Source organism: Paenarthrobacter sp. TRD_SC_7, from assembly GCF_056156245.1.
This window is the reverse complement of sequence record NZ_CM149587.1, coordinates 2,528,747-2,550,131: the sequence shown is the minus strand read 5'-3', so window position 1 is coordinate 2,550,131 and position 21,385 is coordinate 2,528,747. Positions and strand designations below refer to the sequence as shown.

22 protein-coding genes are annotated in these 21,385 nt (G+C 61.4%); 10 read left to right on the top strand and 12 right to left on the bottom strand.

What is annotated here, in order from left to right:
* Positions 1-52: 52 nt before the first annotated feature.
* Together AC0J5Z_RS12485 and AC0J5Z_RS12480 are read left to right on the top strand one after the other, a co-directional pair.
* A complete protein-coding gene (locus AC0J5Z_RS12485) occupies positions 53-589 on the top strand; it encodes a TetR/AcrR family transcriptional regulator (protein ID WP_475032533.1) in 537 nt (178 codons plus the stop codon).
* Between the two features lie 46 nt (positions 590-635).
* Positions 636-1,025: a hypothetical protein gene (locus AC0J5Z_RS12480; protein WP_014921999.1), complete on the top strand. Its 390-nt coding sequence runs from the start codon at positions 636-638 to the stop codon at positions 1,023-1,025.
* A 3-nt stretch (positions 1,026-1,028) separates the two neighbouring features.
* On the opposite strand, the gene AC0J5Z_RS12475 is transcribed toward AC0J5Z_RS12480, so the two are convergent.
* Entirely contained in the window at positions 1,029-1,775 is a 747-nt protein-coding gene (locus AC0J5Z_RS12475) for an SOS response-associated peptidase (RefSeq protein ID WP_475039679.1), read from the bottom strand.
* Between the two features lie 169 nt (positions 1,776-1,944).
* On the opposite strand from AC0J5Z_RS12475, the gene AC0J5Z_RS12470 reads away from it, so the two are divergent.
* The 3 genes from AC0J5Z_RS12470 to AC0J5Z_RS12460 all read left to right on the top strand — a co-directional run bounded on the left by AC0J5Z_RS12470 (position 1,945) and on the right by AC0J5Z_RS12460 (position 4,067).
* Positions 1,945-2,202 (top strand): mycoredoxin, encoded by a 258-nt coding sequence (locus AC0J5Z_RS12470; RefSeq protein WP_017197512.1) that lies wholly within the window; start codon positions 1,945-1,947, stop codon positions 2,200-2,202.
* 144 nt (positions 2,203-2,346) lie between these two features.
* Positions 2,347-3,432 (top strand): S-(hydroxymethyl)mycothiol dehydrogenase, encoded by a 1,086-nt coding sequence (locus AC0J5Z_RS12465; RefSeq protein WP_475032531.1) that lies wholly within the window; start codon positions 2,347-2,349, stop codon positions 3,430-3,432.
* Positions 3,429-4,067 carry an MBL fold metallo-hydrolase gene (locus tag AC0J5Z_RS12460; protein WP_475032529.1) on the top strand — a complete coding sequence of 213 codons (639 nt, stop codon included), beginning with the start codon at positions 3,429-3,431 and terminating at the stop codon, positions 4,065-4,067. The genes AC0J5Z_RS12465 and AC0J5Z_RS12460 overlap by 4 nt, the downstream gene beginning before the upstream one ends.
* Before the next feature lie 65 nt (positions 4,068-4,132).
* On the opposite strand, the gene AC0J5Z_RS12455 is transcribed toward AC0J5Z_RS12460, so the two are convergent.
* The 4 genes from AC0J5Z_RS12455 to AC0J5Z_RS12440 form a co-directional block, all read right to left on the bottom strand.
* Positions 4,133-6,436 carry an FdhF/YdeP family oxidoreductase gene (locus tag AC0J5Z_RS12455; RefSeq protein WP_475032527.1) on the bottom strand — a complete coding sequence of 768 codons (2,304 nt, stop codon included), beginning with the start codon at positions 6,434-6,436 and terminating at the stop codon, positions 4,133-4,135.
* A gap of 85 nt (positions 6,437-6,521) precedes the next feature.
* Complete coding sequence (locus tag AC0J5Z_RS12450) at positions 6,522-7,271, bottom strand: lipoate--protein ligase family protein (protein ID WP_475032525.1); 750 nt, start codon at positions 7,269-7,271, stop codon at positions 6,522-6,524.
* Entirely contained in the window at positions 7,271-8,074 is an 804-nt protein-coding gene (locus AC0J5Z_RS12445; RefSeq protein ID WP_475032523.1) for a thioesterase family protein, read from the bottom strand. The genes AC0J5Z_RS12450 and AC0J5Z_RS12445 overlap by 1 nt, the downstream gene beginning before the upstream one ends.
* Before the next feature lie 31 nt (positions 8,075-8,105).
* Positions 8,106-8,579, bottom strand: coding sequence for a DedA family protein (locus AC0J5Z_RS12440; RefSeq protein WP_475032521.1), 474 nt, complete (start codon positions 8,577-8,579; stop codon positions 8,106-8,108).
* A 92-nt stretch (positions 8,580-8,671) separates the two neighbouring features.
* On the opposite strand from AC0J5Z_RS12440, the gene AC0J5Z_RS12435 reads away from it, so the two are divergent.
* On the top strand, positions 8,672-9,640 hold the full coding sequence (locus tag AC0J5Z_RS12435; RefSeq protein WP_475032519.1) for a hypothetical protein: 969 nt from the start codon (positions 8,672-8,674) through the stop codon (positions 9,638-9,640).
* Here the strand turns inward: AC0J5Z_RS12435 and AC0J5Z_RS12430 are convergent.
* Together AC0J5Z_RS12430 and AC0J5Z_RS12425 are read right to left on the bottom strand one after the other, a co-directional pair.
* Positions 9,637-11,139, bottom strand: a complete 1,503-nt coding sequence (locus tag AC0J5Z_RS12430; RefSeq protein ID WP_475032517.1) for an FAD-dependent oxidoreductase — start codon at positions 11,137-11,139, stop codon at positions 9,637-9,639. The genes AC0J5Z_RS12435 and AC0J5Z_RS12430 overlap by 4 nt on opposite strands.
* A gap of 67 nt (positions 11,140-11,206) precedes the next feature.
* Complete coding sequence (locus AC0J5Z_RS12425) at positions 11,207-11,698, bottom strand: DNA alkylation repair protein (protein WP_475032514.1); 492 nt, start codon at positions 11,696-11,698, stop codon at positions 11,207-11,209.
* A 60-nt stretch (positions 11,699-11,758) separates the two neighbouring features.
* Here AC0J5Z_RS12425 and AC0J5Z_RS12420 point away from each other — a divergent pair, with 60 nt between their 5' ends.
* The gene (locus tag AC0J5Z_RS12420) at positions 11,759-12,847 is read left to right on the top strand and encodes a PDDEXK nuclease domain-containing protein (protein WP_475032512.1); all 1,089 of its coding nucleotides are present in this window, start codon (positions 11,759-11,761) and stop codon (positions 12,845-12,847) included.
* A 7-nt stretch (positions 12,848-12,854) separates the two neighbouring features.
* On the opposite strand, the gene AC0J5Z_RS12415 is transcribed toward AC0J5Z_RS12420, so the two are convergent.
* Positions 12,855-13,829 (bottom strand): dienelactone hydrolase family protein, encoded by a 975-nt coding sequence (locus AC0J5Z_RS12415; RefSeq protein WP_475032509.1) that lies wholly within the window; start codon positions 13,827-13,829, stop codon positions 12,855-12,857.
* A 126-nt stretch (positions 13,830-13,955) separates the two neighbouring features.
* On the opposite strand from AC0J5Z_RS12415, the gene AC0J5Z_RS12410 reads away from it, so the two are divergent.
* Complete coding sequence (locus tag AC0J5Z_RS12410) at positions 13,956-15,275, top strand: HNH endonuclease (RefSeq protein ID WP_475032506.1); 1,320 nt, start codon at positions 13,956-13,958, stop codon at positions 15,273-15,275.
* A gap of 112 nt (positions 15,276-15,387) precedes the next feature.
* On the opposite strand, the gene nrdF is transcribed toward AC0J5Z_RS12410, so the two are convergent.
* The 4 genes from nrdF to nrdH all read right to left on the bottom strand — a co-directional run bounded on the left by nrdF (position 15,388) and on the right by nrdH (position 19,384).
* A complete protein-coding gene (gene nrdF, locus AC0J5Z_RS12405; protein WP_011775019.1) occupies positions 15,388-16,362 on the bottom strand; it encodes a class 1b ribonucleoside-diphosphate reductase subunit beta in 975 nt (324 codons plus the stop codon).
* Positions 16,363-16,454: 92 nt separating this feature from the next.
* On the bottom strand, positions 16,455-18,596 hold the full coding sequence (gene nrdE, locus AC0J5Z_RS12400; RefSeq protein ID WP_475039677.1) for a class 1b ribonucleoside-diphosphate reductase subunit alpha: 2,142 nt from the start codon (positions 18,594-18,596) through the stop codon (positions 16,455-16,457).
* An 11-nt stretch (positions 18,597-18,607) separates the two neighbouring features.
* Positions 18,608-19,078 (bottom strand): class Ib ribonucleoside-diphosphate reductase assembly flavoprotein NrdI, encoded by a 471-nt coding sequence (gene nrdI, locus AC0J5Z_RS12395; protein WP_091467904.1) that lies wholly within the window; start codon positions 19,076-19,078, stop codon positions 18,608-18,610.
* Positions 19,079-19,141: 63 nt separating this feature from the next.
* Positions 19,142-19,384, bottom strand: a complete 243-nt coding sequence (nrdH, locus tag AC0J5Z_RS12390) for a glutaredoxin-like protein NrdH (RefSeq protein ID WP_475032504.1) — start codon at positions 19,382-19,384, stop codon at positions 19,142-19,144.
* Between the two features lie 394 nt (positions 19,385-19,778).
* On the opposite strand from nrdH, the gene AC0J5Z_RS12385 reads away from it, so the two are divergent.
* Together AC0J5Z_RS12385 and AC0J5Z_RS12380 are read left to right on the top strand one after the other, a co-directional pair.
* Positions 19,779-20,744, top strand: coding sequence for a LysR family transcriptional regulator (locus AC0J5Z_RS12385; RefSeq protein ID WP_475032502.1), 966 nt, complete (start codon positions 19,779-19,781; stop codon positions 20,742-20,744).
* 50 nt (positions 20,745-20,794) lie between these two features.
* The gene (locus AC0J5Z_RS12380; RefSeq protein WP_475032500.1) at positions 20,795-21,301 is read left to right on the top strand and encodes a DUF2004 domain-containing protein; all 507 of its coding nucleotides are present in this window, start codon (positions 20,795-20,797) and stop codon (positions 21,299-21,301) included.
* Positions 21,302-21,385: the final 84 nt, after the last annotated feature.

Sequence of the window (21,385 nt, the reverse complement as noted above, 5' to 3'; positions counted from 1 at the left end):
ACTGTACTACTACATTTGTAGTACCGATAGGGGTTGAAGTTAGACTTTCGCCATGCCGGACCGCCGAACAGAACTTGCCGACGCAGCGCTCGCAGTCGTTGCTGCCAAAGGCCTGAAGGGACTCACCCACCGGGCCGTCGACGCCCAGGCGGGCGTCGCCGTCGGAACTACCTCGAACTATTTCCGCAACCGTGCAGCACTGATGGGGGCCGCCGTCGACCGCGTTGAAGAGCGTGACCGCCTACTGCTCCAGCAGGTCGGGGCTGAATTCCCGACGTCGGTAGCCACCTTGGCGGAGCAAATCGCCGGAGCGGTCATGGGACTCGCGCATGAAAACGCCGAACTGACCCGTGCCCGGTTTGCCTTTGCCCTTGACCAGCCCGACGTCGTGGCTGACGGGCACGAGCGGTTGGTATCGGCTTTGGCACAACTGCTTGAAGCCATGGGCATATCCGAGGCAAGGGCCCGGGCAGAGGCCGTTTCCGACTACAGTGACGGCTTTGCCATGCACCTGCTGACCGCCCGCAAGGGGCAGGACATTGACAGCGCCACGGTGGCACGGAGTGTCCGACGCCTCTTGGAGGGATGACACCCAAGGGGTGGACGGCAGCCGGTCCACAGAGCAGGATTGTGGCATGAGCACCAATGACGCACTCCTGAAGCAGGTCAACATCTCCGCCGAAGACGACAACCTCGTTGCACGGTTCGAAATCGATGGCAACATTCCCGGCTCCGGCGCTTACGTCGTGGGCCTTGTTGCTGCCAGCGAGGACTATTCCTCACAGCGCAGGCTCGGCATCGAGTTCATGAACGGCGAGGCGATCTCGTTCTATTCCTTCAACCACTCCCTCAGTGCCGAGGAGAACTACGACATCAAGGGCGTGGAGCATTCCGGCAACGTCATCACGGGGAACTTCCCGATGTCGGCCATCCACGGGCTGAGCAAAGGACACGTCATGACCGGCTTCAGCGAAGCGGATGGCCGGGAGTTCCAGTCCGGCGTGCCGGTCACCGAAGCCCTCTGACTCCTAGAAGAGACCCTCCACCGGTTTAATCAGTTCCGGTGAATTGTTGCGGACATTTCCGACGGCGGCACCCACCGGGTCCAGCGTCCAAGCGGCGGCTGCGTCGTGTGCCTTGGAACGGACCATTTCCACCAATCCTTCGGCGTCCTTCTCCCGCGGATCCAACCAAGCTTCCATTGTTTCTATGCTCATGGGCAGGGGAACACGGTCGTGGAGGGCGGTCAGCTCGTCAAACACCGAGGCACTGCGCCGGGTTCGGGCCTCATCGGCTGTCGGCGTGTCGGCAGTCAGGATGGACATGGACAGCAACCAACGGCCCGGGTCATCAGGGGATGCTGACTTATCCCGCCACCACTCATATAAGCCCGCAAAGACAAGACCTTGGCCGTCCCCCGGGTGCACATAGTACGGTTGCTTGTTCTTGCCCTCGCCCTTCTTCCATTCGTAATAGCCATCTGCTGGAACCGCGCAACGCCGGGCCACCGCAGCTTTCTTGAAGGACGGTTTCTCCAACAACGTTTCGCTGCGGGCGTTGATAAGCCTGGCGCCGCCCTTGGGGTCCTTCGCCCATGAAGGCACCAGCCCCCACTTCGCGACGTGGAGCTGCCTTTTCAGGTCGTCCTCAACCAGCCTCTCCAGCACAATGGGAACGGCATCCGTCGGAGCAACATTCCACGATTTTTCGAGGGCAATCTCCTTCTCAAGCTCGGCGTCAAAATCGGCGAGCAGGTCCCCCACCGCACGGGCCATCACATAACGTCCACACATGGCAACAGTCTGCCCTCTCCTCGCAGAACGCACCAGCGCAGGCATGTGACGTAACCCGGCTTCGCGGCCGCACGGGAATTATTCGGGCTCGGGTTACCGTTGATAACAACGAACCACCCCCGTGCAAACGACCAATACTGAGGAGAGCTCTGTGGACTTCACTCCCGACTCCGGCACCATCACCATGTTCTCGACCACCTGGTGCGGCTACTGCAACCGCCTGAAGAAGCAGTTGGACGCCAAAGGCATCGGCTACACCGAGATCAACATCGAAGAAGTCGATGGCACTGCCGAACTCGTCGAGCAGCTCAACGGAGGCAACCGCACCGTGCCCACCGTGCTCTTCCCCGACGGAACCGCGGCCACCAACCCCTCAGCCTCCGAGGTCGAGAACCGCCTGGCCGCATAAGCTGCCGCCGCTCGGCTACTACCAGGGCCCGCACGGAACAAACCACACACTGTCTGCCACCTGTGATAGACAGAATGGGAATCCGTAGCGGGCCCTGCTGTATTAAAGGGACCTGCTCTCCGAGAGCCCGAAGGGAACATCTCCATGGTCCACGCAGTCAAAGGTGTCGTCGTACGATCCAAAGGCGCACCCGCAACCCTAGAAACCATCCTGGTTCCCGAACCCGGCCCCGGCGAAGCCTTGGTGGACATCCTCACCAGCGGCGTCTGCCACACAGACCTCCACTACAAACTGGGCGGCATCAGCGACGATTTTCCGTTCCTGCTCGGCCACGAAGCCACAGGCGTCGTCAGTGCAGTCGGCCCCGACGTCACCGACGTAGCCCCCGGCGACCGCGTGGTCCTCAACTGGCGCGCAGTCTGCGGCAACTGTCGCGCCTGCAACCGCGGCCAAGCCCAGTACTGCTTCAACACCCACAACGCCACCCAGAAGATGACCCTCGAAGATGGCACGGAACTGTCACCTGCCTTGGGCATCGGCGCGTTCATCGAAAAGACCCTGGTCGCCGCCGGGCAATGCACCAAGGTAGACCCCGACGCCGATGCCGCCGCCGTTGGACTGCTCGGCTGCGGCGTCATGGCAGGTTTAGGCGCAGCGCTCAACACCGGCGGCGTCAAGCGCGGAGACTCCGTCGCCGTTATCGGCTGCGGAGGCGTGGGCGTAGCCGCCATCGCCGGCGCCGCGCTCGCAGGGGCCACCACCATCATCGCCGTCGACATCGACGCAAAGAAGCTCGAGCGCGCCAAAGACTTGGGCGCGACCCACACCGTGGATTCATCCGCAGGCGACCCCGTCGAAGAAATCCGCGCTCTGACAGGCGGCTTCGGCGCAGACGTGGTGATTGACGCCGTCGGACGCCCCGAAACCTATAAGCAGGCGTTCTACGCCCGCGACCTCGCAGGCACCGTTGTCCTGGTTGGCGTCCCCACACCGGAGATGACCCTGGAACTGCCGCTGCTGGACGTCTTCGGCCGTGGCGGATCACTCAAATCGTCCTGGTACGGCGACTGCCTGCCCTCCCGGGACTTCCCCATGCTGGTGGACCTCTACAAGCAGGGCAAGCTGGACCTGGACGCGTTCGTGACGGAGCGCATCACCATCAACCAAGTCGAAGAAGCGTTCGACAAGATGCATGAGGGCGCCGTCCTGCGATCGGTGGTTGAGCTGTGAGCGCCGGCAATCTCACGATCGATCGCGTCGTCACCTCGGGGACATTCTCCCTCGACGGCGGAACCTGGGACGTGGACAATAACGTCTGGATCATCGGCGACGACTCCGAGTGCATTGTCATCGACCCCGCTCACAACCCCGAAGCAATTCGCGAGGCCGTTGGTGGCCGTACGGTCAAAGCCATCCTGCTGACACACGGGCATGACGACCACATCAGTTCCGCCGGCGCATTTTGGGAACTCGTCAAAGCTCCCATCCACCTGCACCAGGACGACTGGATGCTGTGGCGGGCAGTATTCCCCGAGATTGATCCCGATGTGGCGATCGTGGACGGCGACGAGTTCACCGTTGCCGGTGCAACACTGAAAGCGATCCACACACCCGGGCACTCGCCGGGGTCCGTTTCCTTCCATTTGCCCAGCGAAGAAACACTCTTTAGCGGAGACACGCTCTTCCAGGGCGGACCCGGCGCAACGGGCCGCTCGTACAGTGACTTCCCCACCATCATCGAGTCCATCCGGACCAGGCTCCTCCCACTGCCCGAGGAAACCGTGGTCCGCACCGGGCACGGGGACTCCACCACCATCGGCGCCGAGAAGCCGCACCTGGATGAATGGATCGCACGGGGCCACTAGGTACCCATCGCTAAACCGATCCGGGGCGTCACTCACGTTGACCGGCTGCCGTTCAGTACGCCGGGTCAGTAAACCGGGGCGGCAGCCGGCTCAAGCCGAATAATCACCGATTTGGAGGCCGGAGTGTTGCTTTCCTCCGCCGTCGAATCCAACGGCACCAAGACGTTCGCCTCCGGATAGTACGCAGCAGCGCAGCCCCGGGCGCTGGGGTACGAGACCACACGCAGCCGGGGCAGGACACGGTCCACGCCGTCGTCGGCCTCGCTGTGAACGTCCACGTAGCCGCCGTCCTCAAAACCCAACTCGGCAAGGTCCGATGGATTCACCAAGAGGACCATGCGGCCCTTCTTGATGCCCCGGTACCGATCGTTCATGGTGTACGTGGTGGTGTTGAACTGATCATGCGACCGGATGGTTTGGAGGAGCAGGCGGCCACGGGGAATCGCGATTGTCTCGAGCTCGTTGACGGAGAACATGGCCTTGCCTGTTGGCGTGGGGAAACTCCTGCTGTCCCGTGGCCCGTGAGGCAACACGAAACCGTCCTTCTCGCGGATGCGGGTATTGAAGTTCTCAAACCCCGGCACGACACGTGATATATGGTCCCGGATGACATCATAATTGCGCCCGAGCCCGGCCCAGTCCACCCGCACTTTGTCGCCCAGGACAGTTCGGGCAAGGCCGCTGACGATGGCCACCTCGGACAGGACATCCCGAGCAATGGGCTCCAAGGGACCCACCGAGCGGTGCACAGCACAGACGGTGTCCTCCACAGTGACGAACTGCTCAACACCGCCTTGCCTGTCGATTTCGGTTCGCCCCAATGTCGGCAGGATCAGCGCCTGCTCACCCACCACCGCATGGGACCGGTTCAGCTTGGTTGAGATTTGCACGGACAAGCGCGTTTTCCGTATTGCTGCTTCAGCAACCGCGGTGTCTGAAATCGCGTGGACCAGATTGCCACCCAATGCCACCAACACCTTGATCCTGCCATCACGCATGCCCCTGATGCTGTCCACTGCGTCGACGCCAGGTTGCCGGGGCGGGTCAAAGTCGAATTCACGCTGGAGTGCCTCCAGGAACCATGGCGGCATCTTCTCCCAAATGCCCATGGTCCGGTCACCTTGAACGTTGCTGTGACCCCGGATCGGGCACGGCCCTGCCCCGGGTTTACCGATGTTGCCGCGCAGCAGGAGCAGGTTGATGATCTCCTTGATAGTGGGCACGGCCTTCTTGTGCTGGGTAATACCCATGGCCCACGTGACGATGACTTTGTCGGCGCGGAGGTACCTCACGGCCAGTTCATCGATGTCCGCGCTGGTGAGCCCTGTCGCAGTGAGGACATCGCGCTCGTTCAACGTGGCAAGATGGGCCGCGAAACCGACGAAGCCTTGGCAATGCTCATTTATGAACGTGCGGTCCAGCACTGTTCCGGGGGCAGCCCTTTCGGCGTCGAGGACACGCTTGGAGAGAGCCTGGAGTAGTGCCATATCCCCGGCGATACGTATCTGCAGGAACTGGTCGGCCAGGTCTGTGCCTTTGCCCACCAAACCGCGAGGCCGTTGCGGGTTCCGGAAGTTGATCAGGCCGGCTTCGGGCAAGGGATTCACGGCCACAATCTCCGCGCCCGCTTCCTTCGCTTCCTCCAGGGCCGTAAGCATCCGGGGATGGCAGGTCCCCGGGTTTTGGCCCATGATGATGATCAGGTCGGCCTTGGCGAAGTCTGCATAGGTGACGGCAGACTTGCCCACTCCGATGGTCTCGCCCATGGCAACACCAGTGGACTCATGACACATATTGGAGCAGTCGGGAAGGTTGTTGGTTCCGAACGCCCGCACGAAGAGCTGGTAGAGGAATGCGGCCTCGTTGCTGGTCCGGCCGCTGGTGTAGAACGTCGCTTGGTCGGGGGTCTCAAGCCCGTTCAATTCGCGGGCGATGACCTCAAACGCCCGGTCCCAACTGACAGGTTCATAGTGGTCAGACCCAGCAGCCTTAAAGACAGGTTCCACCAACCTTCCTTGCTGACCCAACCAATACTCAGACTTGGATTCCAAGGCACTCAAGGTGTTATCTGCCCAGAACTGCGTGGGAATCTTGAGTGGTTCAGCCTCCCAGCCGATGGCCTTGGCGCCATTCTCGCAAAACTCGGCCGCCTTACGTTCCGGCGGGTCAGGCCAGGCGCAACTCATGCAATCGAAACCGTCCTTTTGGTTGACGGCCCGTAATGTCTTCCATGCCCGGGACGGCCCCATGTCGGCCATGGCATGCGGGAGTGTTTCACTCAGACTTGGCAAACCCGCAGCGGATCTCTTGGGCGGGCTGACGCTGATGTCTACGTCAGAGTCCACAATAGGGTGCTTCTTCCGGCCCATTGTTCCACCGCGATCCGCGTGCTTGGGAAACCTGTCTTACTCAGCCTAAACCCGGCGCGGAGGAGGCTCAACGGACCTGCGGCGACTAGCCCAGCAGAGTCTGGAAGTCGCCGTCGAGGATGTCTGCGTAACCGCGGTAAGCCTCAATCACGGCATCCTCCACAGTCGTTACGTCCAAATGCGGCAGCAAGTCATTCGCGGCACCGGCGGTCGCGGGATCCCAGTCGAGGCCAAGGGCAGCGTAGCTGGCCGTCAGGACGTCCCGGATGGGCTGCGAGTCTTCCACCACAATCACTGAACTGAACAGCCAGCCCCCGGAGACGACGCGCTGGGCGGTGCCGATGAGCTTGATGCGGTGGGCAGGAAAATCGGGGTCCTCGCCGTGGACGCTGAACTCTCCCGGGCAGTACTCCCCCGGAATTTCGCCGACTGCGGCATGGACCCCGACGCTTCGAAGCGCACCGGCAAGCAGCTCACCGAATTCCGAGAATCGCGCCTTCGCACGCACAATCGCATCCGGGTGCGGCTCAATGTGGTCAATCACCAAGGTGCCTTGATGATACGCAGCAGCGCGGCCGCCGGCTTTTCGTATGAGGGGCTCGAAGCCGAGCTCCCGGCAAGCTTCTTCGGCTGCCGGAAATCCAGGCAAGTTAGCATCACGCTGACCGAAAGCAACGGTAGGCTCCGGACGGTACAGGCGGAGGGACGGGCCGAGCTGTCCTTTGCGGGCGCGCTGAAGCAGTTCCAAGGCGAAGTCGAGGTCTCCCGCGGCGCCCATGGATTCCTTCTGTTGGTAAACCGTAAGCTGCTTGGGGCGGGCTTCCGAGTCGCGCATCAGCTCTTCCTCAACGTCAGGATTTGCTCGGCCCTGCCGAACGGTCCATCGACGTCGTGCAGCACAGTGGATGTCAGGCCGATCCCATCGGCGCCGAAGGATACCCGGTTGTCCAACCCCAGCCATTCGCCGGACGGAGACCGGTACATGTGGATCTGAAGATCGACGTTGGGAAAGATGTAGCTGTTCTCACCCGGAGGAACTCGGGCTGCTATTCCATTCGCGGTATCTACCAAGCCCATCAACCGGGCAAGCTCAGTGCTGTCGTGTTGGTCCGTCAGCGGATGGGAAGTCCGGATCCACACCTTCCCCGATCCTGGACGGTGTCCCTCGGCAATACGCATCTCCAAGGACCGAATGTAACCCCCGGGCCACACGCTTGCGCCGTCCCATGGCTTACATTCGTCGGGGGCTGGCATTGGTTCGTCTTCCACTGCGGCTACAGCGCTGGTATCGCTGGTGACCATGCGCCAGGCGGCAGCACGGATGGCCACACGGCCTCCCGCCGAAAGCTCTGCCTGGATAAGTTCAATGGTCCTGCCCGGCCTCAGCGTCGAGGTCGTGACCTGAAACTCGCCGCTTGGGATGAGCCCGAGGATTTCGTAGCTGATCCGCGCCAGGCGGACGTCGTTCCGTGGCTCATGGCGGACCAGGGCATCGGCGATGATGCCCGAGGCGGGAGCCATGTGTTGTTCGTGGGGATTCCAGGCACCTTGGGCATGGATGGTGGACCGGTATCGGCCCTCGCCCAGTGATTCGTAGTAAAAATCGCCGTCCGCCAGTTCCGGTAATGCAGTAGTCAACCCAGGCCTTTCGCCGATCCAGCAGTAGAACTCAGACCACTGTATCCGCTGATTTGCTCGCAGAACGACGCCTGCGAACCACCACCCAGACGATGACGGCAGCCACGGCCGCAACTCCCAGCCCGGCTGCAACGGGCGACGCCGCTGCCACCGCCAGCCACGCCTCCAGCGCTGCCAGGCCGATGGTCGCGTACAGCAGCGCCCAAATGACCGAACCAATTATGGCCGACGGAAGGTACCGCCGCAGCGGCATGCGCGCCGCACCGGCGGCCAGGTTGATGGCCGTCTGGAGCCCAATAGTCAGGAAAGAAAGTACGACGGCGTACGGCCCCCACCGCTGAATCAGGGCTTGGGCACGGGCTGCTTTGGGACGCTCCAGCGAAGTGCCGAATCGAGTGTGGGCCAATCCGGCCACAGCTCCCCGGCCAATCCAGTACGTGACGTTGACGCGGATCATGACAATCGCGAAGAGCGCCGCGAGGGCGACGCCGAAGGGCAAGCTCATGATCTGATCCACTCGACTTAGGCTACCCTAAGCATCGGCTCACCGTGGATTTGGTCCCGTTGGCCGCCCGGATAAAACCCTAGGATGAGGTCATGGACCTCCGCGACGCCGCCATGGAGCTGTACGCCGTGATGCCCCGTGACTTCACGGCAGAACGCACCGCCCTGGCCCGCAAAGCGAAAGATGGAGGCGACAAGGACCTGGCGAAAGAAATCGCCGGTCTCCCCAAGCCCGCCGCCGGAGCCTGGGCCATCAACATGCTGGCCGTTCACAAGCCCGAGGTGATTGACGGCGTCGTGCGTTTTGGCGTTTCGCTCAGAACGGCCCAGGAAGAGGGCGACGCAGATACCTTTCGCGAGCTGGGGCAACAACGGCAAGGACAGCTGACATCGGCTGTCCATGCCGCCAAGGACCTGGCAGGTGAGCTGGGGGCGCCGCTGAGCGCAGCCGCAGCTTCCGACGTCGAACAGACGTTCAGGGCGGCCATGGCTGATGCCGGTGCCGCTGCGGCAGTGGGCACAGGCCGGTTGGTGAGGGGGCTGAGCGGCAGTGGATTCGAGTCCGTGGACCTCACGGGTGCCGTGGCCGCGGCAGGACCGGAAGACACAGCTGACCCGAGAGCAAATGCGGCCGCCGAGGCTTCGCCCAAGAGGACAGCCAAAAAGGAATCCCCAAGCCCCGCTAAGCAACCGTCACCGCGGAAGGAGAAGGAACCAAAAGACGAAGCGACGTCATTGGCCGATCGGCGCGCTGCCAAGCAACAGGCGGCGTTGGAAGAAGCTCGCAGCGAATTCGAGGCAGCCGACAAAGAAGCTCAAAAGGCCGAGGAAGCAGCGTCCAAAGCGTGGGACGCGGTCAATGAGTTGGCCGACCGCCGGATAGACCTCAAATCCGAGATAGAGGAAGCAAAAAAGCGCCTGGCCGCCCTTGAAGCCGAACTCATTGGGCTCACCCGTGACGTCGAGTCCGCCGAATCGGACAAGAAACGCGCCGTGCGTGCCGCAACCCAGCAACGACGCGCCGCGGACCAAGCCCAACGGCGCGTCGATCGGTTTAGCTAGTCCTCCTTCTTGACCGGCGACTTCCGCAGGTGCCGGGTGGCCGGGCCCTCAAGGTACTTGCCCTCCGGGGTGAAGCGCGACCCGTGCAAGGGGCAATCCCACGATTTCTCAGCGTCGTTCCAGGTCAACAATCCGCCCAAGTGAGCGCAACTGGCGGACACCATGCAGACCTTCCCGTCAACGGTGGACACCGCCGCGGGCTCGCCCCTGTAGAGCCCTACGACGCCGCTGCCTTCCGGTGGGCGCGTTTCGTCAGTGATTTCAGGGTTGCTCCTGACCTTGGCCTTGTCCTCAACCATCCATTTGGTGGTGCTCGCGTTGAGGCGAATAGCTTGGATGGCACCCTGGGGTGAAGTGACCCGGTGATGGATGGCCGTGGCCCAGTCGGACTGTCCGCCCAGGATGTCCGAGGTGATGGACAAGGCAGCGGCGACTCCGTTGCTCATCCCCCACTTGTTGTAGCCGGTGCCGAAGAAGATTCGTCCACGGCCCCTTGGCATCTTGCCGAAGAACGGCATCAGGTTGGTGGCTTGGTAGTCCTGGGCTGACCACGTGTGGGTGACCTCTGCTCCGGGGTAGTGCTGCGTTGCCCATCCGAGTAGGTCATCAAGGTGGGACTTAGGCGACTTTGCCCGGCCCGCTGTGTGCCCGTAGCCGCCTACCAGGAGCAGCTCCCCCTCGGGAGTGGGCTGCGTGCGCTGGGAGCGGGTAGGTGAATCGATGGACAGGTACATGCCCTTGGGAATATCGCCAGGGACCTTTAACGCTGCTGCATAGGAACGATTGGGTTCCAGCTTGGCAAAGTACAGGCCGCGATTCAGGATCGGGGTGCCCGTAGCTATCACCACAGTGTCAGCCGTGAAGGTTCCTTTGCGGGTATCCACTTTCAACGGCAGTTCTGAGCCCACGTTCTGGACCTGCACGCCTTCAACGATCAGGCCGCCGTGTTCCCGGATATCGCTGGCGAGGGTCTCAAGGACATCCATGGGGTGGATCTGCGCTTGGTCTTCGAGCTCCAGCGCCTCCACCACCGTGAACGGCAATCCGGGATCACGGCTGAAATGGACATCCAAACCCGCGTCCCGCGAAACGGCAGCTTCCTTGCGGAGCCGCTGGCCGCCGTCGTCGGTGGTTGCGAAGGTGACCGCGGTCCTGCGCTGGAAGGGGACGCCTTGCTGTTCCATGTACTGCGCAAGCCAGGCTTGTCCGGTCTTGTTGGCCTCCACATAAGCCTGGACCACCTTCAGCGAGTACTGACTGCGCAACGCGGAAAGCACACCGCCCTGTAGGAGGCTCAGTTTGCCAGTGGTGTTGCCCGTGGTCACAGCGCCAAGTGTTCGGGCCTCGAAAACCACCACGCGCTGGCCGGACCGGGACAAGAGCAACGCTGCGACCATTCCGGTGAGGCCCGCGCCCACCACAATCGTGTCAAAGTGCTTCTCATCGGGGATTGCGTCAGACGTGAAGTGAGATTTGCGGTCAAGCCATAGCGATTTCATCGAACAATCTGCCTCTCAGCTCACTGGCATGTGTTGAGGGAAACGCTAGGCGGGTCGCCGATGCTTATCAAGGGGTCGCGGAGCCTGTGGCCAGGGCAGCAGCGCGGCGTAATTCGGGGTCCGGATCAGCCGCCCAACGCTCCATCACCCGATCTGCGCGGTCTCTCGCCAGTCCGTCCAGCCGGGCAAGCAGGGGCCGCACCACGTCTCTGGCCAGCGGATCCACCAGTTCCCGGGTCCCGGCGTGCCTGACGAAACCCTCGATGCGGGTCAGATCCGTGTTGACGAGGAGCCCGACCTTGGTTTGCAGCAGAACCACCGCTGCAAGGCGCCGTTCAAAGACAGGCTCTGCCCACAGCTCCGAGCTCAGGGCGGTGATGTCGTCATGGTTGAGGTTCTTGTACCGCTTCAGCGCATCCCGGACCGTGCCACGCACCGCGCCCACGGACGCGCCATACACCTTCAAGGTTTCGCCGAGACGCTCGCTGGCCTCATCGGCCTTCTCCCAGGACGACTCACGCTGCAGCGTGTAGTCCACAAATTCGGCCGCTTCACTCACCCGTCTATTTTGTCAGTGCCTCCCCATAGCGTCATGCCAACAGCAATCGACAGGAGACACATGCCGTCCCAAGAGCTCGCTACCGAGGCCTCATTCCCGGGTGTCCCGGCTGCATCGTCCATGCCCGACTGGTACCCCGCCCTGCTCAGCACGGTGGCTAAAGAAGTCCGTGTCGGCAGGACCCGGGCGCTGGCTGCAGCCAATAGTGAGTTGCTGAACTCTTACTGGAGCATCGGCCGGCAGCTCGCCGAAAGGGAATCCGAGCAAGGATGGGGAGCCAAGGTCGTCACCCGCTTGTCCGCCGACATCCGGACCCGGTTCCCGGAAGCGAAAGGCTTCTCCCCCAGAAACCTGAGGTACATGAAGAGCTTCGCCCAAGCATGGCCGGACTTTCCAATGTTGCAAGCGCCGCTTGCAACACTGCCCTGGTACCACCAGATCGCACTGCTGGAAAAGCTCGACGACGCCGCCACGCGCCTTTGGTACGCCGCGGCGGCTGCCCAACACGGATGGTCACGCAACGTGCTTACCCACCAGATCTCAAAGCGCCTGCACGAGCGCTCAGGGCAAGCAATCACCAACTTCAAAACCACCATGGTCCCTGCCGATTCGGACCTCGCGCAGCAGGCGACCAAGGATCCCTACGTCTTTGACTTTCTGTCCATGAGTGATCGGCACACCGAACGGGACCTGGAGCTGCAGTTGGTGAAACACGTGGAGAAATTCCTGCTGGAGCTAGGCCAAGGTTTCGCCTTTGTTGGTGAGCAAGTGCGGTTGGAGATTGCCGGGGACGAGTTCTTCGCAGATCTGCTCTTCTATCATCTGAAGCTGCGCTGCTACATGGTGATCGAACTCAAGGCCGTGAAGTTCGAGCCTGGGTTCCTGGGGCAGCTGGGCATGTACATGGCGGCCGTGGACGATCTCATGGCGCACCCGGACGACAAGCCAACCATCGGCCTGCTGCTGTGCAAGGAGAAAAACAGCGTGGTAGCGGAGTATGCACTGCGCGGGTTCAACGCTCCCGTGGGCATTGCCGAGTGGAAAACCTCCCTTGCTGACTCCTTGCCCGATGAGCTGGTGGCAAGCCTGCCGAGTATCGAGACCTTGGAGGCCGAGCTGGGGAGCGAGGCTGCGCGATTGCAGGGCTAGGGGTGTCTTAGACGTTGTCCTTGAACCACTTCAGGGTGTCGTTCCACGCTGCAGTGGCCTGAGCCTCCACGTAGCGCTCGCCCGTGTCATTGTGGAAGGCGTGGTCCACGCCGGGGTACACCTTGAGTTCGTTCTTGACCTGGCTGGCGGCCAAGGCGTCCCTGAGCTGAGGCATCGCACCAGTGATACGTGCATCGTTTTCGGCATACACCCCGAACACGGCCGGCTTGATGGTGGGAACTTTGGCCAAGTCCGGTGCCGGACCGTAGAAGGCGGATGTTGCTTTGAGGCCGTTGATCTCCGTTGATGCCTGCCATGTGATGCCGCCGCCGAAGCAGAAGCCGACCATCGCGATCCTGCCCGACTCCACGAAGTCTTGGCCATTGAGGTATTCGAAGGCGGCTTTGAAATCGTCCACGTGCCTTTGAGCGCCGGCCTGAGTAAGGGCGCCAGGGACAGCGTCGGGGTCCATATTCGCTGTGCCGCCCTCCCTGCTCAGCAAATCCAGCGCCAGCGCCGCGTACCCTTCTTTGGCGAAGCGTCGGGCGACGTCCTGGATGTGCGGTGTGAGCCCTCGGTTTTCATGGCAGATCAAGACGGCGGGACCCTTTTGGCTCCCCCCGGGCCGGGCCAGGTAACCACTGATCTCTGTGCCGCCGGACTCGAGCTTCACTGTCGCTGTTGCCAGGCCCGCAGCACCTTCCGGGACAGATAACGGACTCTTGGCGTTGGGAACTGCAGTTGTGGCCGTCCCTTGAGATGCCGCCGAGGACGTGGGCGAAGGCGTTGGCATTGGGTCCGTGGTCCTGGGAACCTCGTCAGGCGTGCAGCCCACCAAAGTCATGGCCGCCGCGGCCGCGGTCATGCTTCCCATAATGAACGCCACCCGCCTGGTGAACGTCTTGTGCGACATGTCCCCCGACCGGAAGTCGTCGTAGAACTCTTCGATCAAGTACTTCTCAAACTTGCCCAGCTGAGTCATGGTGACCCTCCCGAAGATGGCACTTATCCTCCCCTCATGTGAAGACGCCGACAAGGGCGGGATGGTTCAATCGCGGCCTCACGCGAACCGTCTAATATTGTCGGTGCCTGCTGCCAGAGTTAGGGCATGGAGCGAATTGGGGAGAGGCAAGCGAAGACAGCGGTGTCCGCTGCGCCTCTTCATGCCAGTTCCCGAGGCGTGTCTCAGCCCGGCGCGGTTGAGGCCAACACTGTCAGCGCTGACCTGGTCGAGCAGTTGCGGGTGTTGGAGGAGATGAAGTCGGCCATTACCGCTTTGCAGGCGCGGGTTGCTGTGGCGTTTGATCTTGCCCAGCGTGCCGAGCAGGCCGAGGCCGGTGTTCCTGTCTCGGAACGTGGCAGTGGCGTGGGTGCTCAAGTGGCGTTGGCCCGGCGGGAGTCACCGAACCGCGGGTCACGGTTGCTGGGTTTGGCGAAGGCCCTTGTGATGGAGATGCCGCGGACGTTGGCGGCTTTGAAGTCGGGGCAGTTGAATGAGTGGCGGGCGACGCTGTTGGTGAAGGAGACGGCGTGCTTGTCTGTTGAGGACCGGTCCGCGGTGGATGAGGAGCTCGCCGCCGATACCGGGACTTTTGACGGGAAGGGCGATAAGGCGATCGTTGCGGCGGCGAAAGCGGCCGCATATCGGCGGGATCCGCGGTCGGTGGCCGGGCGTGCCAGCCGTGCCGCCGCCGAGCGGACGGTGAGCCTGCGGCCTGCTCCTGACACGATGACCTACCTGACTGCCTTGCTGCCGGTCGCGCAAGGGGTGGCTGTTTACGCTGCTCTGTGCCGGGCTGCTGATTCGGCCCGTTCCAGCGGGGACGCCGGCACCCGCGGTCAGGTCATGGCCGACACTTTGGTCGAACGCGTCACCGGCACGCCCGGCGGGATCAGCGGTGTGGATCTTCAGCTCGTCATGACCGACCGCACCCTCTTCCAAGGTGACAGCGAACCGGCCCGGCTAAAGGGCTACGGAATCGTCCCCGCCGAATGGGGCAGAACCCTTGTTAGTGAGGAGCAAGCACCCCAGGACCAGGAGCTAACTGTCTGGCTTCGCCGGCTCTACACCGCGCCGGCCAGTGGCGAGCTCCTGGCCATGGACTCCAAAGCCCGGCTCTTCCCGACAAGGCTCCGGCGTTTCATCGAAACCCGCGATGACACCTGCCGGACGCCGTACTGCGATGCGCCCATCCGGCATATCGACCATGTGGTTCCTTGGCGCTCCGGAGGGAAAACGAACCTCGCCAACGGTGCAGGTCTGTGCGAGGCGTGCAACCACACCAAGGAAAACCCCGGCTGGACCACCAAAGCCATACATGCCGACGTGCACGGGGGTACGCACACCCTGGAAATCAGCACCCCCACCGGGCACAGCTATCAATCGAAAGCCCCACCCCTGCCCGGACACCGCCCCTCCAGAACATAGACACCCGCCGCAGATGTCCCAGTGCTGTCTGCCCACCTCAAGCTGCCCACAAAAAAGGCGGACAGCGATCGATCGCTGTCCGCCTCCTAATAGTCGACTAATAGACGACGATTTAGAATTCCCAGTCCTCATCCTCAGTGTTGACAGCCTTGCCAATCACGTAGGAGGAGCCCGAGCCGGAGAAGAAGTCGTGGTTCTCGTCGGCGTTCGGGGACAGGGCCGACAGGATGGCCGGGTTCACGTCGGTGACGGAAGCCGGGAACATGGCCTCGTAGCCGAGGTTCATGAGCGCCTTGTTGGCGTTGTAGTGCAGGAACTTCTTGACGTCCTCGGCCAGGCCGACACCGTCGTAAAGGTCGTGCGTGTACTGGACTTCGTTTTCGTACAGCTCGAAGAGCAGCTCGAACGTGTAGTCCTTGATTTCCTGCTTGCGGGCCTCAGAAACCTTCTCCAGGCCCTTCTGGAACTTGTAGCCGATGTAGTAACCGTGCACGGCCTCGTCGCGAATGATGAGGCGGATGAGGTCGGCCGTGTTCGTGAGCTTGGCTCGCGAGGACCAGTACATGGGCAGGTAGAAGCCCGAGTAGAACAGGAAGCTCTCCAGCAGGGTGGAGGCAACCTTGCGCTTCAGGGGATCGTCGCCCTGGTAGTAGTCCATGACGATCTGCGCCTTCTTCTGCAGGTTCTCGTTTTCGAGCGACCAGCGGAAAGCGTCGTCAATCTCTTTGGTGGAGCACAGGGTGGAGAAGATGGACGAGTACGACTTGGCGTGCACCGACTCCATGAAAGCGATGTTGGTGTACACAGCTTCTTCGTGCGGGGTGATCGCGTCCGGAATCAGGGAAACGGCGCCGACGGTGCCCTGGATAGTGTCCAAGAGAGTGAGGCCAGTGAAAACGCGCATAGTGAGCTGCTGCTCGTCCGGCGTCAGTGTGTGCCACGACTGGACGTCGTTGGACAGCGGCACCTTCTCCGGGAGCCAGAAGTTATTGACCAGGCGGTTCCAGACTTCCACGTCCTTGTCGTCCTGGATCTTGTTCCAGTTGATGGCCTCGACGTGTGTCAGCAGCTTCACTTTCTCAGTCATTTCATCCCCTTAAGCGATGGTTTTCTTGAGATAAGCCTACGACGGCGGGTGGGTAACCCGCCGTCGTGCTCTTTAGTTTTGAATGCGGTTGACTACAGCATGCAGCTGACGCAGTTTTCAACCTCAGTCCCCTCCAGCGCGAGCTGGCGGAGACGGATGTAGTAGAGGGTCTTGATGCCCTTGCGCCATGCGTAGATCTGCGCCTTGTTGATGTCACGCGTGGTGGCGGTGTCCTTGAAGAACAGCGTCAGGGACAGGCCCTGGTCCACGTGCTGCGTGGCAGCGGCGTAGGTGTCGATGATCTTCTCGTAGCCGATTTCGTAGGCATCCTGGTAGTACTCCAGGTTGTCGTTGGTCAGGTACGGAGCCGGGTAGTAAACGCGGCCGATCTTGCCTTCCTTGCGGATTTCGATCTTGGCTGCCACCGGGTGGATCGAGGACGTGGAGTTGTTGATGTAGCTGATGGAACCGGTAGGCGGCACGGCCTGGAGGTTCTGGTTGTAGATACCGTGCTCCATGACGGAAGCCTTCAGCTCGCGCCAGTCATCCTGGGTGGGGATGTGGTGGCCGGCGAAGAGCTCGCGGACGCGTTCCGTCTCCGGAACCCATTCCTGCTCGGTGTACTTGTCGAAGAACTCCCCGCTTGCGTAGGTGGACTTCTCGAAGCCGCCGAACTTCTGGCCGGTCTCGATGGCCAGACGGTTGGAAGCGCGCAGAGCGTGGAACAGCACCGTGTAGAAGTAGATGTTGGTGAAGTCCAGGCCCTCTTCGGAACCGTAGTGGACGTGCTCGCGGGCAAGGTAACCGTGCAGGTTCATCTGGCCGAGGCCAATCGCGTGGCTCTGGGCATTGCCCTGGGCGATGGAAGGCACGGAGTTGATGTACGACATGTCCGAAACAGCGCTGAGGGCGCGGATGGAGGTCTCGATGGAGAGTCCAAAGTCCGGCGAATCCATGGTCTTGGCGATGTTCATGGAACCGAGGTTGCAGGAAATGTCCTTGCCAACGGTCTCGTAGCTGAGGTCCTCGGCGTAGATGGACGGCGAGGAAACCTGCAGGATCTCCGAGCACAGGTTGCTCATGGTGATCTTGCCGTCAATCGGGTTGGCCCGGTTCACGGTGTCCTCGAACATGATGTACGGGTAGCCGGACTCGAACTGGATCTCCGCGAGGGTCTGGAAGAACTCGCGGGCGCTGATCTTGGTCTTCTTGATCCGGGAATCGTCAACCATCTCGTAGTACTTCTCGGTCACCGAAATATCGGAGAACGGAACGCCGTAGACCTTCTCGACGTCGTACGGGGAGAAGAGGTACATGTCCTCGTTCTTCTTGGCGAGCTCGAACGTGATGTCCGGAACCACGACGCCCAAGGAGAGCGTCTTGATGCGGATTTTCTCGTCAGCGTTCTCACGCTTGGTGTCCAGGAAGCGGTGGATGTCCGGGTGGTGGGCGTGCAGGTACACGGCACCTGCACCCTGGCGGGCACCGAGCTGGTTGGCGTAGGAGAAGCTGTCTTCCAGGAGCTTCATCACAGGAATGACGCCGGAGGACTGGTTCTCGATCTGCTTGATCGGGGCGCCGTGCTCGCGGATGTTGGTGAGCGAAAGCGCTACACCGCCGCCACGCTTGGAGAGCTGGAGCGCGGAGTTGATGGCGCGGGCAATCGACTCCATGTTGTCTTCGATGCGCAGCAGGAAGCAGGAGACGAGCTCGCCGCGCTGTGCTTTGCCGGCGTTGAGGAACGTAGGGGTAGCCGGCTGGAAGCGGCCGTCGATGATTTCATCGACGAGGCGGTTCGCCAGCTCTTCGTTGCCGCGCGCGAGGTGCAGGGCCACCATGCAAACACGGTCTTCGTAGCGCTCAAGGAAACGCTTGCCGTCAAAAGTCTTCAGCGTGTAGGAGGTGTAGAACTTGAAAGCGCCGAGGAAGGTCTCGAAGCGGAACTTCTTTTTGTACGCGCGATTGAAGAGGTCGCGGATGAAGTTCATCGTGTACTGGTCGAGGGTTTCGCGCTCGTAGTACTGGTTCTTCACCAGGTAGTCGAGCTTCTCTTCCAGGTCGTGGAAGAACACCGTGTTGTTGTTCACGTGCTGCAGGAAGTACTGGTGCGCAGCTTCACGGTCGGCTTCGAACTGGATCTCACCGTTGGGGCCATACAGGTTCAGCATGGCGTTGAGCTCGTGATAACCCAAGCCCTTGAAAGCCTCAGGCAGCGGCTTCTTGACCGTGTCCACAGCGCCCCCGGTTACTTCTGTTTCTGCGACAGTTGTGTCCAAAACTTTTCCAGCCCTTCGTTGACCCGTTGAACGTCTTCCGGCGTCCCCATGAGTTCAAATTTGTAAAGATGCGGCACCTTGCACTTGACGGAGATGATGTCCCCCGCTGCGCAGTAGTTATCCGCGAAATTGGTGTTCCCTGCTCCAATAACACCCCGGATCAGTTTCCTGTTCCGGGGATCGTTCAAAAACCTGATGACCTGTTTCGGCACCGAACCTTCGCCGTTTGTTCCGCCGTAAGTGGGCAGCACAAGGACGAAAGGTTCAAGGGCCTGAAGCGGCGCATCCTGGGCATAGAGCGGGATGCGCGCTGCATCCCTGCCCAATTTTTGGACGAATCGTTTGGTGTTCTCGGAAGTCGAGGAAAAGTAGATGAGGTGACTCCTGGTGGTGACCGCTTCCGCAGCTTCGCGTACGGTTGCCGTTGCCAGCGGTGCCATGGGAGTCACCTCCACTACATAGGAATTCTGAGTTTGCTGTGGTGGCGAAGTCTGAATGAAAACTTAGGCCACGGAGGAAACAGCCTGGGCCAGTTCCTCGATCTTGTCCGGGCGGAAACCAGACCAGTGGTCCTGCTCGGTCACGACAACCGGCGCCTGCATGTAGCCCAGGGCCTTGAGGCGCTTGAGGGCCTCGGCATCCTGGGAGATGTCGACACTCTGGTAGGCAATGCCCTTCTTGTCGAGTGCACGGTAGGTTGCGTTGCACTGAACACAGGCCGGCTTCGTGTAAACCGTAACGGTCATGATCCCTGTCCCCTTAGTTGAAGTCTGTCGCTCTTCGTATCTGGCGGGCTCAACCGGAACTAGTTTCTGAATCCGATACCGGCCCGCGGGCTGCCGTGACAGCCAACACGCTTATTTAGTCTTGTGCTGGTTTCCCGCTCAATCCGTAAATCGATACTACATGTAGTGCAAGCGCCTCGCCGGAACCCCAAGATGATGTATTACAAGTATGTCATTCAATCCACCGCTCGTCCACAGGCGGGGGCCCTCAAAATGTCCGTGATTCCGCCGAATTGAGAGATGTCATCCACACCCTGTGGACTACTTAGCCACATTTAATCTTCAGCGTGTCGCCCGGATACGGCGTGTCGTGACACTTTGAAAATGTGGCGTGGCGAACAGCTAAAATCGGCTGATGGTCAACCTTCTCCATCTCCGCACCTTGATGGAGGTCACCCGGTTGGGTTCCTTCGCAGCCGCTGCCGCCCAACTCGGCTACACAGCTTCCGCAGTCTCCCAACAGATGGCGGCGCTGGAACGCGATACCGGCGTCGAGCTCTTCCAACGGTCAGCCCGCAGCGTTGTTCCAACAGAGGCCGCGGTAACCATGACCCGGCACGCCTCGAAGGTGCTGACCGACGTCGAGGCCCTCATGGCAGCAGCCTCAAGGACCAACGACTCCCCCGCGCAAGAGCTGCGGCTGGGCATTTTCCCCAGCCTCGCTACCTATGTGCTGCCTGACATCCTTCGGAATAAACGATGGAGCGGGCTGGGCATTGAGCTAAAAGTGTCAGTGGCCGAGCCGGCGCAAACCATCCAGGGTTTGCGCAGCGGCGGCGAGCTGGATGTGGCGTTGGTCTACCAGGTAGGGCAGTCCGGCCTGGCGTGGCCGCATTCACTGGAGCGCCAGTGGATTGGCGACGACGACTTCCGGGTGGTGTTGCCGGCATCCTGGAAGATCCGCGAGGACGCCGAGATCGAGGCAGCACATCTCTCCGACATGCCATGGATCGTGCACCACCCCGGCACCAGCGATGCATTGGTGATCGAACGGCTGTTCGCCAGCTGCAACCTGCACCCTCGCGTGGTGGCCTACAGCGATGATTTCCACGCGAGCCTCGAGATGACCGCCGCAGGCTTGGGGGCCTCCCTGGTACCGGAACTGGCGCTGCGAAACCGGCCGCCCGGCGTCGTGGTCCTAGACGTACCGGACATCCGGCTGGCGCGGAACGTGTTCGCCCTGCTCATCAATGAAAAGCGCACAGCCCAAGTGCAGTTGTTCACACAACTGCTTGCCGACACCCTCAGGGACACGTCGGAAAGAAGCGGTCTTCACCCCCTGAAATCCGCTCCTGTCAAGGGTCGCAAGCTCCAGAGGTGAATTGGCACGAAGTGCTGGAACCCGCCGGTTGATGGGGTTAGATTGATCACATGGGCAAGGTAGCGAGCAAACACTTTGGGGAGATCGAGCTCAACCACGGGCGTGAACATTGCTTCGTCGCGAGACACGAACTTGGCGGCAACCAGCTTGAACTGGACCTCAATGTCGCCGCGCACGACCACTTCGATGAGGCGGCAATGCGCAAGGTGGACTATAGGCTGCGCTTCCTGCCTGAACTCGTGGACCAGGTCCGGGAGATGATCGCAGACGAACTCGACCAGGACGGCACCAATCCCCAACAGTTCCTGCACTTCCACAGTTCACAGCTCAAGGAAGAGCAGCTCGAATCGGTCTTCGGTGTCACTGATAAGGGCCAGCTCACCAACGACGTCTTCCTGAAAGCCCTCAAACTCGGCCATGTGGCCATCTACCCCGGCCAACCCGAACGGTACTTCGTGCTGGACTTCACCCTCGGCTCACACTTCACGGACGAACTGCTGGTGGTGGCCGCTGATGAGGACGGCGTGGTGGACGACGAAATCCTGTGGGAGTCGTAAAGAGATTTCAAAGCGAACGACGGCGGCCGGTCACCTTTCGGGTGACCGGCCGCCGTCGTTATGACTGGCTTAGCCGTTTGACTG

Coding starts and splice junctions, on each gene's coding strand:
- AC0J5Z_RS12485 (WP_475032533.1), top strand. CDS start 53: ATGCCGGACCGCCGAACAGAACTTGCCGACGCAGCGCTCGCAGTCGTT.
- AC0J5Z_RS12480 (WP_014921999.1), top strand. CDS start 636: ATGAGCACCAATGACGCACTCCTGAAGCAGGTCAACATCTCCGCCGAA.
- AC0J5Z_RS12475 (WP_475039679.1), bottom strand. CDS start 1,775: ATGGCCCGTGCGGTGGGGGACCTGCTCGCCGATTTTGACGCCGAGCTT.
- AC0J5Z_RS12465 (WP_475032531.1), top strand. CDS start 2,347: ATGGTCCACGCAGTCAAAGGTGTCGTCGTACGATCCAAAGGCGCACCC.
- AC0J5Z_RS12455 (WP_475032527.1), bottom strand. CDS start 6,436: ATGGGCCGGAAGAAGCACCCTATTGTGGACTCTGACGTAGACATCAGC.
- AC0J5Z_RS12450 (WP_475032525.1), bottom strand. CDS start 7,271: ATGCGCGACTCGGAAGCCCGCCCCAAGCAGCTTACGGTTTACCAACAG.
- AC0J5Z_RS12440 (WP_475032521.1), bottom strand. CDS start 8,579: ATGAGCTTGCCCTTCGGCGTCGCCCTCGCGGCGCTCTTCGCGATTGTC.
- AC0J5Z_RS12435 (WP_475032519.1), top strand. CDS start 8,672: ATGGACCTCCGCGACGCCGCCATGGAGCTGTACGCCGTGATGCCCCGT.
- AC0J5Z_RS12430 (WP_475032517.1), bottom strand. CDS start 11,139: ATGAAATCGCTATGGCTTGACCGCAAATCTCACTTCACGTCTGACGCA.
- AC0J5Z_RS12420 (WP_475032512.1), top strand. CDS start 11,759: ATGCCGTCCCAAGAGCTCGCTACCGAGGCCTCATTCCCGGGTGTCCCG.
- AC0J5Z_RS12415 (WP_475032509.1), bottom strand. CDS start 13,829: ATGACTCAGCTGGGCAAGTTTGAGAAGTACTTGATCGAAGAGTTCTAC.
- AC0J5Z_RS12410 (WP_475032506.1), top strand. CDS start 13,956: ATGGAGCGAATTGGGGAGAGGCAAGCGAAGACAGCGGTGTCCGCTGCG.
- nrdF (WP_011775019.1), bottom strand. CDS start 16,362: ATGACTGAGAAAGTGAAGCTGCTGACACACGTCGAGGCCATCAACTGG.
- nrdI (WP_091467904.1), bottom strand. CDS start 19,078: ATGGCACCGCTGGCAACGGCAACCGTACGCGAAGCTGCGGAAGCGGTC.
- nrdH (WP_475032504.1), bottom strand. CDS start 19,384: ATGACCGTTACGGTTTACACGAAGCCGGCCTGTGTTCAGTGCAACGCA.
- AC0J5Z_RS12385 (WP_475032502.1), top strand. CDS start 19,779: ATGGTCAACCTTCTCCATCTCCGCACCTTGATGGAGGTCACCCGGTTG.
- AC0J5Z_RS12380 (WP_475032500.1), top strand. CDS start 20,795: ATGGGCAAGGTAGCGAGCAAACACTTTGGGGAGATCGAGCTCAACCAC.